This is a genomic window from Oribacterium sinus, from assembly GCF_963553175.1.
Lineage (GTDB): Bacteria > Bacillota > Clostridia > Lachnospirales > Lachnospiraceae > Oribacterium > Oribacterium sinus_B.
Genome location: NZ_CAUVME010000005.1, coordinates 34669 through 51951 on the forward strand (window position 1 = coordinate 34669; position 17283 = coordinate 51951).

General features: G+C 38.0%; 23 protein-coding genes. 22 read left to right on the plus strand and 1 reads right to left on the minus strand.

The genetic code is table 11. The annotated features are described in order from the left end of the window. Nucleotides 1-9 precede the first annotated feature (9 nt). Nucleotides 10-1182, plus strand: coding sequence for an NAD(P)-dependent malic enzyme (locus RYO92_RS02295; protein ID WP_315369351.1), 1173 nt, complete (start codon nt 10-12; stop codon nt 1180-1182). Between the two features lie 208 nt (nt 1183-1390). Here the strand turns inward: RYO92_RS02295 and RYO92_RS02300 are convergent, their stop codons facing one another. Further along, complete coding sequence (locus RYO92_RS02300) at nt 1391-2626, minus strand: ATP-binding protein (RefSeq protein ID WP_315369352.1); 1236 nt, start codon at nt 2624-2626, stop codon at nt 1391-1393. Between the two features lie 188 nt (nt 2627-2814). On the opposite strand from RYO92_RS02300, the gene RYO92_RS02305 reads away from it, so the two are divergent. The 21 genes from RYO92_RS02305 to RYO92_RS02405 all read left to right on the plus strand — a co-directional run bounded on the left by RYO92_RS02305 (nt 2815) and on the right by RYO92_RS02405 (nt 17269). Beyond that, nucleotides 2815-4311, plus strand: a complete 1497-nt coding sequence (locus tag RYO92_RS02305; protein WP_315369353.1) for a carboxypeptidase M32 — start codon at nt 2815-2817, stop codon at nt 4309-4311. Nucleotides 4312-4578: 267 nt separating this feature from the next. Then, nucleotides 4579-5793, plus strand: a complete 1215-nt coding sequence (locus RYO92_RS02310) for an iron-containing alcohol dehydrogenase (RefSeq protein ID WP_315369354.1) — start codon at nt 4579-4581, stop codon at nt 5791-5793. A gap of 126 nt (nt 5794-5919) precedes the next feature. After that, on the plus strand, nt 5920-6456 hold the full coding sequence (locus RYO92_RS02315) for a 3'-5' exonuclease (RefSeq protein ID WP_315369355.1): 537 nt from the start codon (nt 5920-5922) through the stop codon (nt 6454-6456). Nucleotides 6457-6576: 120 nt separating this feature from the next. Then, nucleotides 6577-7119, plus strand: a complete 543-nt coding sequence (locus RYO92_RS02320; RefSeq protein ID WP_314670870.1) for a GNAT family N-acetyltransferase — start codon at nt 6577-6579, stop codon at nt 7117-7119. 32 nt (nt 7120-7151) lie between these two features. Further along, on the plus strand, nt 7152-7334 hold the full coding sequence (locus tag RYO92_RS02325) for a hypothetical protein (protein WP_315369356.1): 183 nt from the start codon (nt 7152-7154) through the stop codon (nt 7332-7334). Between the two features lie 96 nt (nt 7335-7430). Continuing rightward, complete coding sequence (locus RYO92_RS02330) at nt 7431-8090, plus strand: class I SAM-dependent methyltransferase (RefSeq protein WP_315369357.1); 660 nt, start codon at nt 7431-7433, stop codon at nt 8088-8090. A 2-nt stretch (nt 8091-8092) separates the two neighbouring features. Then, a complete protein-coding gene (locus RYO92_RS02335) occupies nt 8093-8488 on the plus strand; it encodes a hypothetical protein (protein ID WP_308579582.1) in 396 nt (131 codons plus the stop codon). A gap of 15 nt (nt 8489-8503) precedes the next feature. Beyond that, nucleotides 8504-8923: a hypothetical protein gene (locus tag RYO92_RS02340; RefSeq protein WP_315369358.1), complete on the plus strand. Its 420-nt coding sequence runs from the start codon at nt 8504-8506 to the stop codon at nt 8921-8923. Between the two features lie 29 nt (nt 8924-8952). Next, nucleotides 8953-9354, plus strand: coding sequence for a virulence factor (locus tag RYO92_RS02345; protein ID WP_315369359.1), 402 nt, complete (start codon nt 8953-8955; stop codon nt 9352-9354). 27 nt (nt 9355-9381) lie between these two features. Next, entirely contained in the window at nt 9382-9810 is a 429-nt protein-coding gene (locus tag RYO92_RS02350; RefSeq protein WP_315369360.1) for a VOC family protein, read from the plus strand. Between the two features lie 64 nt (nt 9811-9874). Further along, complete coding sequence (locus RYO92_RS02355; protein ID WP_009427913.1) at nt 9875-10189, plus strand: TfoX/Sxy family protein; 315 nt, start codon at nt 9875-9877, stop codon at nt 10187-10189. Between the two features lie 142 nt (nt 10190-10331). Continuing rightward, nucleotides 10332-11174 carry an AraC family transcriptional regulator gene (locus RYO92_RS02360; protein ID WP_315369361.1) on the plus strand — a complete coding sequence of 281 codons (843 nt, stop codon included), beginning with the start codon at nt 10332-10334 and terminating at the stop codon, nt 11172-11174. Nucleotides 11175-11236: 62 nt separating this feature from the next. Beyond that, nucleotides 11237-11740 carry a GNAT family N-acetyltransferase gene (locus tag RYO92_RS02365; RefSeq protein WP_315001499.1) on the plus strand — a complete coding sequence of 168 codons (504 nt, stop codon included), beginning with the start codon at nt 11237-11239 and terminating at the stop codon, nt 11738-11740. Nucleotides 11741-11913: 173 nt separating this feature from the next. Further along, a complete protein-coding gene (locus RYO92_RS02370; RefSeq protein ID WP_315369405.1) occupies nt 11914-12201 on the plus strand; it encodes an SdpI family protein in 288 nt (95 codons plus the stop codon). Between the two features lie 163 nt (nt 12202-12364). Beyond that, the gene (locus tag RYO92_RS02375) at nt 12365-12958 is read left to right on the plus strand and encodes a type IV toxin-antitoxin system AbiEi family antitoxin domain-containing protein (RefSeq protein ID WP_315001504.1); all 594 of its coding nucleotides are present in this window, start codon (nt 12365-12367) and stop codon (nt 12956-12958) included. A gap of 184 nt (nt 12959-13142) precedes the next feature. Then, the gene (locus RYO92_RS02380; RefSeq protein ID WP_315369362.1) at nt 13143-13673 is read left to right on the plus strand and encodes a GrpB family protein; all 531 of its coding nucleotides are present in this window, start codon (nt 13143-13145) and stop codon (nt 13671-13673) included. A 290-nt stretch (nt 13674-13963) separates the two neighbouring features. After that, nucleotides 13964-14203, plus strand: a complete 240-nt coding sequence (locus RYO92_RS02385; protein WP_331647955.1) for a hypothetical protein — start codon at nt 13964-13966, stop codon at nt 14201-14203. Between the two features lie 246 nt (nt 14204-14449). Next, complete coding sequence (locus RYO92_RS02390) at nt 14450-14878, plus strand: hypothetical protein (protein ID WP_315369363.1); 429 nt, start codon at nt 14450-14452, stop codon at nt 14876-14878. Nucleotides 14879-14969: 91 nt separating this feature from the next. Beyond that, nucleotides 14970-15386: a pyridoxamine 5'-phosphate oxidase family protein gene (locus RYO92_RS02395; RefSeq protein WP_315369364.1), complete on the plus strand. Its 417-nt coding sequence runs from the start codon at nt 14970-14972 to the stop codon at nt 15384-15386. Between the two features lie 134 nt (nt 15387-15520). Next, entirely contained in the window at nt 15521-15739 is a 219-nt protein-coding gene (locus RYO92_RS02400) for a primase-helicase zinc-binding domain-containing protein (RefSeq protein WP_315369365.1), read from the plus strand. 51 nt (nt 15740-15790) lie between these two features. Next, on the plus strand, nt 15791-17269 hold the full coding sequence (locus RYO92_RS02405) for an Lsa family ABC-F type ribosomal protection protein (RefSeq protein WP_315369366.1): 1479 nt from the start codon (nt 15791-15793) through the stop codon (nt 17267-17269). Nucleotides 17270-17283: the final 14 nt, after the last annotated feature.

Genomic DNA, 17283 nt, shown 5'->3' on the forward strand with positions numbered 1-17283 from the left:
GGAAGAAAAATGGACTATGCGAAGGAATCATTGAAACTGCATTATGAATTAAAGGGAAAGCTGGAGATTACACCGAGAGCCAAGGTAGATAGCAAAGAGGCTTTAAGTCTTGCTTATACCCCGGGAGTTGCGGAACCCTGCCTAGTGATACAGAAGGATGTGGAGAAAAGCTATGAGTTGACCAGACGCTGGAATACGGTGGCAGTGATAACGGACGGAACTGCGGTGTTAGGCTTGGGAGACATAGGTCCTGAAGCCGGTATGCCGGTTATGGAAGGAAAATGTGTACTGTTTAAGGCATTTGGAGATGTGGATGCCATTCCGCTCTGCGTAAGAACGAAGGATGTGGAGGAAATCGTAAAGACGGTGAGCCTCCTGGCCGGAAGCTTCGGGGGAGTAAATCTGGAAGACATTTCCGCACCCCGTTGTTTCGAGATTGAGAAGAGACTAAAGGGAGTTTGCGATATTCCTATTTTCCATGATGACCAGCATGGTACTGCGGTGGTCACTTTGGCAGGTCTGATTAATGCCTTAAAGCTTACCGGGAAAAAAATCGAAGAAGTGAAGATTGTGACCTCCGGAGCCGGAGCGGCAGGCATCGCCATTATCAAACTGCTCTTAAGCATGGGAGCAAAACATGTGATTATGACGGATAGGGAAGGTGCTATTTATAAGGGGAGAGAGAACTTAAATCCCATTAAGATGGAAATGGCAGAGATTACCAATCTCTCCATGGAAAAGGGAAGTCTTTCTGATGTTATCACAAATGCGGATGTCTTTATCGGTGTTTCCGCACCGGGAACCCTGAATAAGGATATGGTGAAGAGCATGGCGGAGAAGCCCATTATCTTTGCCTGTGCCAATCCTATTCCGGAAATATTCCCGGAGGATGCGAAGGAGGCAGGGGCTGCGGTAGTATCTACAGGGCGGTCGGATTTTCCCAACCAGATTAATAACGTACTATGCTTTCCGGGCATCTTTAGAGGTGCCCTGGATGTGCGGGCAAAGGATATCAATGATGAAATGAAGGTTGCTGCAGCCTATGCCATAGCGGAACTGGTGAGCGATCAGGAATTAAATGCCGAGTACATTTTACCCGCAGCCTTTGATGAAAGAGTCAAGGACGCAGTAGCTAAAGCCGTAGCGGAAGCCGCAAAGAAAAGTGGCGTTGCCAGAGTGTAAAACAAAACGGTAATGCCTAACTGTAAAATCAAACGGTAAGAGCATTCTTGTAAATTAAGCTGTAATTTTGGAATGCTATAGGGCCGAATAGAAGAATGAATTTTATAGTGCAGAAGGGGCTGAAAAAAATAATATAGTTATATTTTGTATATAATTAAGTTATTCTTTACAGCCCCTTACTCCTATAACCGAAAATATATTTTATAAACTAAGCCAAAAATTCTTTTCCATTTCGCATAAAGTCAATAAGGTTAATATGCTCAATACCGTTTCTCTGTTGCAGAATAGAGTCTGCAGTAACAACATATTTTGGATAATTGTCCTTAATGGATTCAAGTGGTCTGTACTCACGGTCTTCAGTATCCTTTGATAATGCAATGGTATATGCAACTTGTATGTAGGAGTAACGCATCTCGTTATTTCTTAATATGAAATCACATTCCAGCTTCCCTATTCTCCCAACTGCTACGGAATAGTCATGAGATTTTGCATATATATAGGTGATATTTTCAAGAACAGGACCAAAGTTAATTCTGTTGTCCGTGTTCTGAGCAAAATAAAAAGCGGTGTCAGCTAAATAGTATTTCTTTTCTCCACTTAAGGATTTTTTGGACTTCATATCAAACCTGGGGCATTCGCAAAGAATTTTCGCATCCAACAAGGCTTTAACATATCTTGCAATCGTGGCTTCGCTTATAGCTGTTCCATTTTGTTCAATGGCTTTTTTTAAGCTTTTTAGACTGGTTGTTGCAGCAAAGTTGTTGATGATGTATTTTTGGACTGTTTCAAATGTATTTTTATTACGGATTTTTAGCCTTCTTCTAATGTCTTTTTCAAAAATTTCCTCGATAACACTTTGAACATATCTACGCTTTGCGGCAATATTTTCCAGTTGTATTGTTCTGGGAAAACCGCCTTCAAGAATATAGTTTTGTAATTCTTCTTGTCGGTCGGAAGCAATTTTTTTTCCATAGAATTTTTTAATGCCTTCGTATTCCTCAAACGAAAGTGGGAACATCTCAAATTCAATATATCTTCCGGTTAGTTTTGTCATCAATTCTCCGCTTAGGAGATATGAATTTGAACCGGTAATAAAAATTGACCATTCATTAGACCTACGAAAGCTGTTAAGAATTAGTTCAAAGTCCTTTACATTTTGAATCTCATCAATAAAAAGATATTTTGTTCCACGCACTTTCGGAACTGATTCCAATAGCTGTTCCAATTGTTCCGGATTTGTAATTTTATGATAGTCCTTACTGTCCAAGTCGAAGAAATAAATATGATTACTAGGAATTCCAGACGATTTTAATTCGTTGGCAATTGTTTCCATAAGACAGGATTTACCACATCTTCGCACACCGGTGATTACTTTAATAATATCGGTTTCGTGATAAAAGTCACGAATCTTCTTAAGGTAGTTTTCACGAGGATACCAAGTCATATTATTCTTCCTTTCTAACTTATTAGTTCATAGTATATAATAGCAAATACAGTACGAAATATTAAAGTTAACGTTGGCAGTTTTGTAAAAATGAAAAAAACGCTAACGTTAAATCCATAAAATCATTATATCAGAATATTCTCGTACCGGCATGTATTATAGTAAAACAATTGTAAGAAAGGAAAAATATGACTACTGAAGAAAAATTAAAGAAGTATCAGGATTGGCTGTTTAAATGCTCTGCCTATCAAATGGCCTTAAATATCATTGGCATTGATAAGCAGACGGTGGCGCCGGAGGCAGGGGCAAGCTATCGGGACGCGCGTTCCGCCTTTTTGGCAGGGGAGCTTTTCAGCTTGGAAACCGATCCGGAAATTGTGGCATTACTAAAGGATTTGCAGGAGGATCCCGAGGTGGACGCGGAAAATAAGCGAGCCATTCAGCTTTATTACAAGCAGGCTCTGGATACCCTTTGCATTCCCAAGGAGGAGTTTGTAGATTTTAAAAAGCTTTGTGACGAGTCCTTTGATGCCTGGATTTTAGCAAAGTCAAAGGCGGATTATTCTCTCTTTGCCCCTTATCTGAAAAAGGTAATTGAGAGCCAGAAGAAGCTTTACGGCTATCGAAAGAGTGAAAAGAGTATTTATAACCAGATGCTGGATGATTTTGAGCCGGGAATGGACGAGGAAAAATATGATGCCTTCTTTGCCGCTCTAAAGGAAAGACTGGTACCCCTCATTCAGAAGGTCACAAAGGCTAAGCAGCTACGGGAGGATTTTCTTAAGCAGAGTTTCCCTGTGGAAGAGCAGAAGAAGTTTATGGAAGGTCTTTTAGAGTATCTGCATTTTGATTCTTCCTGGGGCTATCAAAATGAATCCGAGCATCCCTTCACTTCCTGGACCTGTGAAAATGACTGCCGTACCACTACGAAATACCTGGAGAACAATGTGATTTCTGCCATTTTGTCTACGGTGCATGAGGTAGGACATGCCTACTATGAGCATAATATTAACCCGAAGTATGACGGTATGATTTTATCCGAGGGAGTGTCTTCCGGTATGCATGAGTCCCAGTCTCGCCTTTGCGAAAATTATCTGGGAAGAACCATGGCTTTTTGGAAATATCATTATCCTAAGCTGCAAAAGCATTTTCCAAAGCAACTGGGAGAGGTGTCTTTAGAGGAATTTTATCAGGCAATCAATGTGTCCAAGCCTTCCTTTATTCGCACGGAAGCGGATGAATTGACCTATCCGTTGCACGTTCTCATTCGCTATGAAATCGAGAAGGGCTTATTTAACGGAAGCATTTCTACAGAGGGACTGGATAAGACTTGGAATGCAAAGTACAAGGAGTATTTGGGAGTGGATGTGCCCAATGATAAAGTAGGCATCTTACAGGATGTGCACTGGTCGGACGGAAGCTTCGGCTACTTCCCCACCTACGCTTTGGGAACAGCCTTTGCGGCCCAGTATATGCAGGCCATGCGAAAGGACCTGGATGTAGAAAAGCTTTTGGAAGAAAACCGTTTTGATGGAATTATGAACTGGCTGAAGGAACACATCCATACCTACGGTTTCCGCTATGAGGCACCGGAGCTTATGAAAATGGTGACCGGGGAAGAGTTTAATGTAAACTATTTCTTGGATTACATTGAGGAGAAGTACACAAAGCTATATCAGCTGTAATGGATTACTTTCCTGCAGTACAGGTCTGAAACCGGAGCACGGAATACATGATAAGAGGAGGATTTTTCTTCGGAAGAATCCTCCTCTATTTTTTTGGAAAATAGGTTTAGTTCCTAATTCTTCATCTCTTGCTTTCAAAATATGCATTACTCAATATATAGGGCAAATTATTTCAAAAAACAATATTGTTAATTTATTGACATTCTCGGAAATGGGGTGTAGCATGTGGGGTATGTAAAAGTTGACAGCTCTAAAAGGAGGCAGGAGATGAGATTTACATTACCAAGAGACATTTATCACGGAGAAAATGCATTGGAGGCGCTGAAGACCTTCGAGGGAAAGAAGGCTTTTGTCTGCGTGGGTGGCGGATCTATGAAGCGTTTCGGTTTTTTGGATAGGGTAGTACAGTACTTACAGGAAACGGGAATGGAAGTAAAGCTGTTTGAAGGGATTGAGTCCGATCCTTCCGTAGATACCGTAATGAAAGGTGCGAAAGAGATGCTGGACTTCGGACCGGATTGGATTGTGGCAATCGGCGGAGGATCTCCCATTGATGCGGCGAAGGCGATGTGGATTAAGTACGAGTATCCGGAGTGCAGCTTTGAAGATATGTGTAAGGTCTTCGGTATTCCAACGCTGAGAAAGAAGGCAAAGTTCTGTGCGATTTCTTCCACTTCCGGAACCGCTACCGAGGTAACCGCATTTTCCATTATCACAGATTATGAAAAGGGAATCAAATATCCCATTGCGGATTTTGAAATCACTCCCGATGTGGCTATCGTAGATCCTGCTCTGGCACAGACCATGCCGAAAAAGCTGGTGGCGCATACCGGAATGGACGCTTTAACCCATGCTATTGAGGCTTATGTTTCCACTGCAAATTGCGATTATACGGATCCTTTGGCTTTGCATGCCATTGAAATGATTCGGGACGACCTGGTGGATTCTTACAATGAAGACAAAGAGGCTAGAAATGCTATGCATAATGCCCAGTGCCTTGCAGGAATGGCATTTTCAAACGCACTTCTTGGAATTGTCCACTCCATGGCTCATAAGACCGGAGCGGTATTCGGAGATTTCGGAGCGCACATCATTCACGGTGCGGCAAATGCCATGTACCTTCCAAAAGTTATCGCCTTCAATGCGAAGGATGAAACCGCAAAGAAGCGCTATGCAAAGATTGCGGATGTTATCGGTCTTTCCGGAAATAACGACGATGATAAGGTAAAGGCATTGATTAGCTATGTTAGAGGCTTAAACGACAAGCTGAATATTCCTCATTGCATCAAGAACTACGGTGCAGATTCTTATCCAACAGAGCAGGGATTTGTACCGGAGAACATTTTCTTAGAAAGACTTCATGACATTGCGGTAAATGCGATTGCGGATGCTTGCACAGGCTCCAATCCCCGTCAGCCCAGCGTAGAGGAAATGGAGAAACTCCTAAAGTGTTGCTACTATGATACAGAGGTAGATTTTTAAGCGGAAAATGTTATAGAAGAAAATAATGTTTGCAAAAACCGTTGTTTCGCAAGTAAAATTGGGAGACAACGGTTTTTTTGTAGAAGAGATAAAGGGCGGCTGCCCTTGAAAGGCTAGGAGGATATCGTGGCACGCTTTATTGTTTTTGATGTGGAGACACCGAACCGGAAGAACAACCGTATGAGTGCCATTGGCATTACCGTGGTGGACGAGGGAAAAATCAGCAAGGAATTTTATTCCCTTGTGAATCCGGAAACGGACTTTGACTATTTCAATGTAAAACTGACCGGAATCAGTAAGGCCAGTGTCAAGGATGCTCCCACCTTTCCGGAATTATGGCAGCAGATTGAGCCACTTTTTTCCGACGGAATGCTGGTGGCCCACAATGCCTCTTTTGACATGAATGTGTTGAAAAACTGCCTTTTGGACTATGGTATTGATTGGAAGCCCTATGCCCGCTACCTTTGCACGGTGAAAATGGGCAGAAGCCTCTTTCCCGACAGGAGCCACAAGTTAAATATGGTCTGCGAGGATTTTGGGATTTCCCTTCAACACCACCGGGCGGACAGCGACAGTCATGCCTGTGCGGAGATTTTGCTTCGTTATCTGGAAGCCGGGGCAGAGGTGAATGACTTTATAAGGACCTGCTCGTTTAAGAAATAAGGAATGGAGTATTGCATAAGTGTTGAGTAAAGTGGTGAACAAATAAATGCGTAAGTGCTGAGTCAAGTATTGGGTAAAGTATTAAATAAAGCATCATAGTGATTTTGCAGGGAAGATATTATGAAGGACATTATTAAAGACGTTACTAAAGACGTAATCAAAGACGTTATCATTAAAGAAGCTCTACCTGAGGATGCGGAAGCAAGAATAGCTTATGCAAGACAGGTAGGTTCGGAAACAGACAATTTATCCTTTGGACAGGAAGGATTTCCAATTTCCGTAGAGGAAGAGCAGGAGGAAATTCGGAACTTTTCCAGGGATCCGAAATCGGTATGTTATTTCGCTTGGAAGAACGAAAAGCTTGTGGGAAGCGGAGAATTAAGGGCTTTCCCAAGGAGAATGAGTCATAGGGCAGAGTTGGGGCTCACCGTGGTAAAGGCGGAGTGGAATAGCGGTATTGGAAGCGAACTTATGCAAAAGCTTATAGACTATGCCAGGGAAAATGCCCTGGAGCTCATTTATCTGGAAGTGCGAGGAGACAATAGTCGCGCCATTCATTTGTACAAAAAATTCGGCTTTAAAAAAGTGGGAACTTTGCCGGCATATTTTAAGATTGGGGAAGAGTATATCGACTTTGACAGTATGGTGTTGGATCTAAGATAGGGTATACGGAGAAAAACCGGGAGAGGTAGCTTATGCATAGAGAAGATTTTACCTTGTGTAATCATAAACTAAGCTTATTTCAGGTGGAGAAAGCGGACTGTCCGCTATTTTCTTGGGCTACGGAAAGAATTCACGGAAAGGCGAGTTTTATAGGCATAGCCGGCTATTCTCTGGCGGGATTATGGGAAGTCCGGTTGCTTTATCACGCGAAATAAACCGAGTATTTTGAGCGAGAGATGCATCTTGTCCGGTAGGGTAAAGGCGGGAAAAGCAGGGGCATACGATAGAAAAGCAGGAGTAGAGGAGGGAAAATGTTAAATAGTAAAGGTTTTGATTTATGGGCGGATGATTACGATAAATCAGTCGGGGTATCGGAAGAAGAGAATCGTTATCCCTTTGCCGGGTACAAGAGGATTCTGGGAGATATTTACAAAATCATAATGGAAAAGCCTAATGCAGTGGTTTTGGACCTCGGGTTCGGGACAGGTACATTAACCACAAGACTATATGAGAACGGATGCACTATTTACGGACAGGATTTTTCCTCAAGAATGATAGAGCTCGCGTGTGAAAAGATGCCAGGTGCACATCTCTATCAGGGGGATTTTTCAAAGGGTTTAGCGGATGAACTGAAGCAAGAGTCCTTTGATTTTATTATTGCGACGTATTCTATTCATCACTTAACGGATGCACAAAAGACTGTTTTGATAAAAGATTTGCTTGCACATCTTAAAGATGGCGGAAAGATTCTCATTGGAGATGTCGCTTTTTCAAATCGCAAGGAATTAGATCAATGCAAAAAAGAATATGCGGATGAGTGGGATAATGATGAAATCTATTGCGTTGCGGATGAACTAAGAACAGAATTTCCGAATCTGATTTTTGAGAAGAAGACATTCTGCTCCGGCATATTGATATTAGCAGGAAAAAATTTTGTCTTATACGAAACCATTGGTCTTGAGGGAAAGTAGAGATGTCTGTAACAAGTTTTATTCATGTAAATAAAGCGGAAAATCATGATTTTGATTTAGAAAAATTTAGTAGGGAAATAGAAAAGAAGTATCTGGGGACAGGAATAGAGCAGAGTAAGACTGCGTCATTTTCCTATGATATTTGTTGGGAAAATTACTCGGAGTCCTATCAGTTTACCTTACGAATGGATAGAAAAAGATCCACCTTTGCCATAGAGTATTTTAATTCCGAAAATAGAATGAGGGATTATGCAAGCTTTATTGTATGGCTAAGCCTGTTTTTTGATCAAGAACAGGAATTGATCTTATGTGATGAAAATAATGAGGACACACTGATGCTTTTCCCGAATACTTCTGTAGAAGATATTGAGGAGTGGTTAGGAAAATTAGGGCTATAAGTATGGGGGACAGAGATGGATTTTACGCAGGATAGGAAAAGTAATATTCTTTTTGGTTTGCATGATAGCAGGATAAAGAAGTTTAGCTTTAAAAATGATGTTCTAACAATAGAGTTGGATACAATATTTCAATATACGAAAGGTGAAGAAAAATTATATTCCGGAGAAGTTTTGTTTTTTGACAGTGATTTAGAAGAATGTAATATTTTGATATTTGATAGGACTATATATGAGGGAGAATTTTCCGGAAAAGCCATCGGATTAAAAGAATATATGAAAGAATATGCCCATGCAGAATTTGAAATCTTAACAGAAGGATACTTCGGCTATAGTACAACATATACAGGCTGGCTTTGGGAGAAAGGAAAAGAACCTGTATCGGCAATCCTGAATATTTGGAATTCAGGGGATATGGTTTATAGAATTGATTGCTAAATTGGAACGTGTGAGGATGGGATAATACGGTGAATGAGAAAAATAATGAGATAATTTTATTTGAAACACATGATCAAGAAGTTAAGTTGTCAGTTTCTCTGGAAAATGAGACAGTATGGCTAAGTTCTAATCAAATGGCATTACTCTTTGATAGAGATGAAAAAACGGTTCGTAAACATGTTAATAATGTTTTTAAGGAAAATGAATTAGATAAAGAAAACAACACGCAAAAAATGCGTGTTGATGGATGTAAGCGGATTGCAGCATCCATTTTTTTGGAATTTCTAGGGAGAAATGACGCATTATTCCGGAATGAAGAAAAGGTAATTAGCGATGGAGCTTTAGTGGCAATCACACTTATGATTGCAGAGTCTAAGCCGGAGGAAAAAGACATAATGACTACTTTGGTTATGAATCTATTGAAGATGTAGATAACTTTGAATTCATAGGAGGTAACGATGAACAAGATTACTTGTATTTGTTTAGGTGTGAAAGATATGGAAAGGTCAATAAAGTTTTATAGAGATGGTTTAGGATATAAGACTGATTGCAGAGAAAATAATCCGTCAGTATGCTTTTTTGATACTCCGGGAACAAAGTTTGAACTATTTCCTTTGGAACAATTAGCAAAAGATATTGATGAAAATAATCCACCAAAAGGAAATGGATTTTCAGGAATTACATTAGCCTACAATGTTGAACATAAAGAAGATGTAGAGACTGTAATTGCATTAGTAAGAAAAGCAGGTGGAAAAATTGTAAAAGAGCCACAGGAAGTTTTTTGGGGTGGATATCACGCATATTTTTCGGATTTAGATGGATACTATTGGGAAGTTCCATGGGGACCGAATTTTCAATTTGATGAAAATGGATTGCTGAAATTTTGAGGATAAATAGGGAAAGAGTATGCCATAAAGTAAGGAATATTTGATTTTGAAGGAGGTAATCATAGTGAATGAATTTAATGAATTTGTTCGTGAGATTTTTTCCGCAGCAGGTGATATTGTCATAAGATCCATGATGGGCGGATACCTTATATATTTTAACGGTAAGCTGATAGGTGACATTTGCGATAATGAACTATTTTTAAAGAGAACGCCGACATCGGACAAACTTCTTGCAGACTCAGAATTGCGTTATCCGTATGAGGGTTCAAAGACATTGATGTATGCATTCGACAGATTTGAGGATATGGATTTGATTACTGAACTACTGAAAGGTATGTATGCGGAACTGCCAGAAAAGAAATCCAAGAAAGCTAAATGAGACAAACAAGCTTCAGTTTGTTGAACTTAGCAAGGTATAAGTTTCTATGAGATGAAACCTATAAAACTTGTACAGATATTGTAGGGTAGGAAAAGAGGTCTTCCTCTATACTAAAATAAACCGAAAGAAAGGAGGGATTGAAATGAATATTATCAAGTCGTTTAACGATACGATTGATTATCTTGAAACAGTTCTTGATGATGAAATTGATGAAAAGAAAGTAACTCAGTTATCCGGATATTCGTATTCAATGTTCAGTCGCTTGTTTTCTATTCTGACTGAAACAACGCTTTCAGAATATTTAAGAAGCAGAAGATTGACGGAAGCAGCCGTTATATTAAGAAATACGGATGAAAAAATTATTGATGTTGCTTTCAAATTTGGATATGAGTCATCAGATTCATTTGGAACAGCTTTTAAAAATTTTCATGGATTTACTCCTTCTGAGGTAAGAAATGGAAAACCATTCAAATTAGTATCACGAGTGCAATTAGCACTAAGTGTAAGAGGAGGAAGAAGCATGAATATTACAATTCAAAAGAAACAAGCATTTACAGTTGCAGGAGTAAATGAACAAAGCATCAATTCATCATTATGTCCGAGTGTATGGGATAAGCTATATGAAAAATATAGCCACGATGAACTTGCAAGTTTGGGAAGCGGTCAAAGTATGGGCGTTTGCCATGATGTGGAAAATCCAAGCACAATAAATTATATGGCAGGCTATATTGTTACAGGTGCAGACAAAGCAAGAAGTATGGGATTAGATGTTTTGGAAGTGGAAGAAGCAGAGTATGCAGTTGTAGAGTTAATAGGAAGTGTTCCGGATTGCATTCATAATGGATGGAAATATGCGATGGAAGTCTTTTTCCCTGAGCATGGCTATGTTCATTCAGGAAAACCTGACTTTGAATATTACTATGAAGGTGATATGCACAGCAAAGACTACAAAATGGAACTTTGGATTCCGATAACTAAAGCTTAAAAAACAGGTTTGTAAAGATAAAAGAGATTACATTTCAAGAGGATTGGGGAGATAGAAGAAGTATGCTGAACATCAGCCAACTGTCTACAAAGTATAGAATTAAAAAAATGGAGGAAGAGGATATCTCCAGGATTTTGAATCTAGAGAATGGCAATCCCCAATACTTTGCGTATTGCCCACCAAAGCCATGTAGGGAAACGGTACTGAATGATTTAAAAGCAATACCGGAGGGGAAAAGCTTTGAGGATAAGTTTTATATCGGCTTTTTTGAAAATGACAGCTTAATTGCTATTATGGACTTTATTCTCTCCTTTCCAAAAGAAGATACGATTTTCATTGGCTTGTTCATGATGGACAGTAAAGAGTCCGGAAAAGGGAAAGGGAGCGCTATTATTATAGAGGCTTTAACGGCATGGAAAAGAGCAGGCTATAAAAAAGTAAGGTTGGCCTATATGAAAGGAAATATGCAAAGTAGGAGCTTTTGGAGAAAATGTGGTTTTACGGATGCGGGCGTAGAAAAGGAAAATGAGCAGGGAATAGCGGTCATTATGGAAAAAATATTATGATGGGATAAACCTGGATTTAGTAAACTATTCATGATTACATAAGAAGAGCAAGAAAAATGATTTTCAAGTATAGCTGAGGCTGAATCTATCATTTAGAGGTAAAAGTAATGGAGGAAATTTAAATGGAATTTAGGATATTTATGCTAATCGTAGTTTTACTGATTCCGTTCACTATGCTTTTCTTTGGCTGGCTACTTTTCAGGAGAACACCGAAAGAAATCAATTATGTATTTGTATACCGAACAAAAAGGTCCATGAGGAATGAAGAAACATGGAAGTTTGCGAATCAATATTTTGGGAAAGCATGGTATCTTTGCGGACTACTTTCAGTGCCTCTCTCCGTGATTGCCATAGCCATTGTTTTTGAAAAGGGAACGGAGACAGTGGGAACTTTACCGGCGTATTTTAAGATTGGGGAAGAGTATATCGACTTTGATAGTATGGTGTTGGATCTAAGATAGAGACATTAAGATACTGAAAGGAAGATCTCATAGGAAGTATTTTCAATACTTTCATTAATATGTGCTAGATATACTTCTTTACTTACAGCAGAAAAATTAATTTACTTTTATGCTTGTTTAACATATTATATACAGCAAGAAAGTAAAAAAAGGCGGTGATTGTATGACTGATTCTCAGAAAATTCTGGAACTTGCAAAACAGAATAATGCTGTTCTTACAACGGCCATGGTGGTTCATGCGGGATTTTCCAGAGGGAGTCTTCAGCATCTTGTAAAAAAAGGAGATTTAGAACGTTCCGGAAGAGGAGTCTATATATTACCGGAAGCGTGGGACGATGAATTTGTTAATTTGCAAACTCGCTATAAAAGGGGAATTTATGCCTTGGAAACAGCTCTTTTTCTCTGTGATTTGACGGATAGAACTCCTCTTAAGTTTCAAATGTTTTTTCCTGCTACTTATAATTTATCTAATCCTAAAAAGGATGGTATATTAGCTAAGGGGGCAAAGGAGCCATTTTATAGCCTGGGGTCTACAGAGCTTACTAGTCCGGCGGGAAACCCCGTGAAGGCTTATTCTGCAGAACGTACGCTATGTGATATTTTGAAAACAAGAAACCACGTGGATGTACAAGTAGTAGTAGAGGCCTTTAAACGATATGTTTTGCGAAAAGACAAGAACATTCCTCTTCTTTCAAATTATGCTGGATCCCTTCATGTAGAGGAGAAGCTTAGACCGTATCTTGAGGTACTTCTATGAAAAGTCGGTGGGAGAATTATCAAAAAGACTTTGATTATGCTAAAGGCATTGAGTTTGAAGAATGTTGTAATGCAATTAGCACTTTATTGGAAAGTTTATAAGAGTCAGTTCTAAGATTTTTATGACTATGAATTTTAGAATGAAGTCTTATTTTGTAGTGTTCTAAAGAACCTATGGAGAAAATATGAGAACAGAACATATTGTCATAGAAGACTATACTCCACAATGGAAGACAGAGTTTCAAAAAATCGTTGCTTCCCTTGGTAATGAAATCTTGGCTAAAAGTCTTAGCATTGAACACGTTGGCAGTACCTCGGTGGAAAATTTAGCGGCAAAGCCAATTATTGATATGGATATTGTGATTCCGGATATGTCGGTCTTTCCTGAAATGAAAAGCCTGCTGGAAAAGAAGGGATACCGGCATGAAGGGAATCTTGGAATAGAGGGAAGGGAAGCATTTTCCTATGAAGAGAAACCGGAGCTCATGGTTCATCATTTGTATGTCTGCCCTATGGACTCTAAAGAACTGAAGAGGCATATTGCTTTTCGAGATTATCTCCGTGCTCATCTTCATTTGGCAGAGGAGTATGCCGAAGTGAAAAGGGAAGCGGCCCGGCTGTATCCTAAAGATATAGACAAATATTTGGAGTACAAAGGAAAATTCATTGAAAGAGTTTATCTCCTATACGAAACCATTGGCCTTGAGGGAAAGTAGAAATGTCTGTAAGCAGTTTTATTCATGTAAACAAAGCGGAAAATCATGATTTTGATTCATAACGAGTATCGTGCGCAAAGCGTGCGATATCTCGTTTAGAAAAATTTAGTAGGGAAATAGAAAAGAAGTGCCCGGGAACAGGAATTGATCTTATGCGATGAAAATAATGAGGATACACTGATGCTTTCCACGAATACCGATATAGAAGATATTGAGGAGTGGTTAGGAAAATTAGGGCTATAAGTATGGGGGACAGAGATGGATTTTACGCAGGATAGGAATGTAATATTTTGATATTTGATAGGACTGTATATGAGGGGGAATTTTCCGGAAAAGCCATCGGATTAAAAGAATATATGAAAGAATATGCCCATGCAGAATTTGAAATCTTAACAGAAGGATACTTCGGCTATAGTACAACATATACAGGCTGGCTTTGGGAGAAAGGAAAAGAACCTGTATCGGCTATCCTGTATATTTGGAATTCAGGGGATATGGTTTATAGAATTGAACATGAAATTCTAAGTTAATGATGGAGGTCATGCAAAATGGGAATGCGCGCGACTTATCGATATTTAAGTGATAGAAATTTAAAAGAACTTAAGTCTTATTATGGAATAGAAGATAAGATTTCAGAAGAAATTATGGATTGTTTTCAATGCATGAAAGAGTTTTATCATCATATTCTGGAAGCAAATGGAAATATACTGATTACGATTTGCTGAAATAGTATTATTCTGGAAGACATAGTTTGATTATTTGGAGGTGACATCAACATGCTGTTAGATAGTGAAAGATATGAAGCAGTTATTGCTTATGGCAAGGAGGCTATCAATCAACTCGATGATAACAAAATAGAAGCGGGATTCTCCATTGCAGAACAAGGATGGGAAGCATTTCCCGATTCGGGAGCAAAATGGAATCAAGCTTATAACTATGCCAAAACATTCTTTTTACGTGCTCTAAAATATAATAATCTCCCCATTGCAAAACAATGGTTAGACAGAATGGTAGAGAACAATAATACTCTACATTTGTTTGAGTCTGAAATAGAACATTTGCAAGCAAAATATGAATTTGAAACCGGAAACAAGGAGGAAGCTTTTCAACTATGGAATAACCTTGTAAAACAAAAAGGGGTTGGCTACAGATATTTTGAATACGATGATCCGAAGTATAAAGAGTTTTACAAATCAAGAAAATAAATGCAAGAACTGCTATATTTTATTCGTAAGGGTTAGCAAAATATCAAAAAGAATAGAATAAGTAAGGTATTGAAAAAGGAGGTCTCCTTAAATGGATATAAAAGCGGAATTTTTAAGAATTATGACTGAACAAACAGAAATAGCCTTGGCAACATCTGTAAATAATGTTCCCAATGTAAGAATTGTAAATTTTTATTTTGAGCCGGCTGAAAATATACTTTACTTTTCGTCTTTCAAAGGAAACGACAAAGTGAAAGAAATAAACGCAAATCCAAACGTGGCATTTACCACCATTCCTCACGGAGGAAATGAGCATGTCAAAGCTAAGGGGATAGTGCAAAAAAGTTCCAAGACGATTTTTGATCTTGCCGAGCAATTTATTGCTAAAATTCCGGGCTACAAAGACACAATAGAATATGCAGGAGAATCGTTGATTTTATTTGAGATCAGATTTGATACGGCTGTAGTTACCAAGGATTTACACAGCATTAAAACGTTAAAGCTATAAATTGCGATTGAATATATTGAAAGCCAATGGAAATCTATCGAGAGCTAATGGGAATGTATCGAAAGCCAAAGGAAATGTACTGATTATGATTTGCTGGCATAGTGCAAACAAATTAGAATTTGAGGAACAGAATAATGATGAACATATATCAAGAACTTAATATGGCTAATAGGGATGAAGCAGTGATATTTTTGAAAAGTCTAATATGTGAAAAACCTCAACCATGTCCTAGATGTGGTGGAAAATTAGATTTTCTTCATAAAAAAGCGAAGAAAAGCAATTGTGATTGGATTTGTAAAGAATGCGGAAAAAGGTATGACACTATAAAAATACTTGACCGAATAAACGAGTAATAACTTTCAGTTTGCTAGTATGGGTAAATTTGAATTTGAGGGGGTGTTTTTGTGTCAACAATTAAAATTGAAAATCTCACTTTCTCATATTATGGCTATGTAAAACCTGTATTTGAAAATGTATCCTTTTCATTTGATACGAACTGGAAAACAGGGCTAATAGGAAGAAATGGAATTGGAAAATCAACATTCTTTAAGCTACTTTTAAACCAAGAAGTTTATCAAGGCAAAATCAGCAAAAGTGTTGACTTTATTAAATTTCCACCTAATTTAAGTGATACTTCAAAATTAGGAATTGAGTTATATAAAGAACTCGTCTCAGATGAGGAAGAATGGAAATTATTTAGAGAACTTAATTTGCTAAATATAGATGAGAGCCTTGTTTATAGAGAGTTTGAAACGCTTTCCAAAGGAGAACAAACAAAAATCCTTTTAGCTATTTTGTTTACAAGAGAAGATGGTTTTTTACTTATTGATGAACCAACAAACCATATAGATATGGACGGAAGAAAAATCGTCAGTGAATATCTGAAAAGTAAAAAAGGTTTTTTGCTTATATCTCATGATAGAGATTTTTTAGATGGCTGTATCAATCATGTTATTTCTCTTAACAGAAATACTATTGATGTCCAATCAGGAAATTTTACATCCTGGTATGAAAATAAATTGATGAAAGACCAATTTGAAATTAGTCAAAATGAGAAATTAAGAAAAGATATTAAACGATTAAAAGAAGCTGCAAGACAGAGTCATATTTGGTCTGATAAAATTGAAAATACTAAAAACGCTGTGAAAGTATCAGGTGTAAAACCGGACAAGGGACATATAGGTCATCAGTCAGCTAAGATGATGAAAAAATCTAAGAATTTGGAGCATAGACAAAATAAGGCAATAGAAGAAAAACAGAATTTACTAAAAGATATTGAAATAAAGGAAAGTCTATTATTGCATACCTTAGATTATCACAAAAATCCTCTAATATCGGTTAGAAATTTATCATTATGCTATGGAGAAAGGCAGATATTAAGCGATGTAAGTTTTGATATAAAGCAAGGGGATATAGTGGCTATATATGGGGGGAATGGTAGCGGAAAATCAAGTTTGATTAAAATTTTATTAGGGTTAAATCATGAGTATTCAGGTGATGTAAAATTAGCAAGTAATTTAAAAATATCATATATTCCTCAAGATTCCTCCAATTTAACAGCTAGCCTAAATGAGTATATAAAAAGCCAAGGTGTTGATGAAACATTGTGCAAAACAATTCTTAGAAAATTAGATTTTGCAAGAGAATTATTTGAAACAGATATGAAGAACTATAGCGATGGACAAAAAAAGAAAGTTTTAATTGCTGTAAGCTTATCAAAGCCGGCTCACATATTTGTTTGGGACGAACCGTTAAATTATATAGATGTAATATCAAGAATACAGATTGAGGAAATTATAAAAGAAGCAAATCCTACACTCCTATTTGTGGAACACGATAAGAGGTTTGTAGAAGATATAGCGAATAAAATAGTACGACTATAAACTAAATAACAACT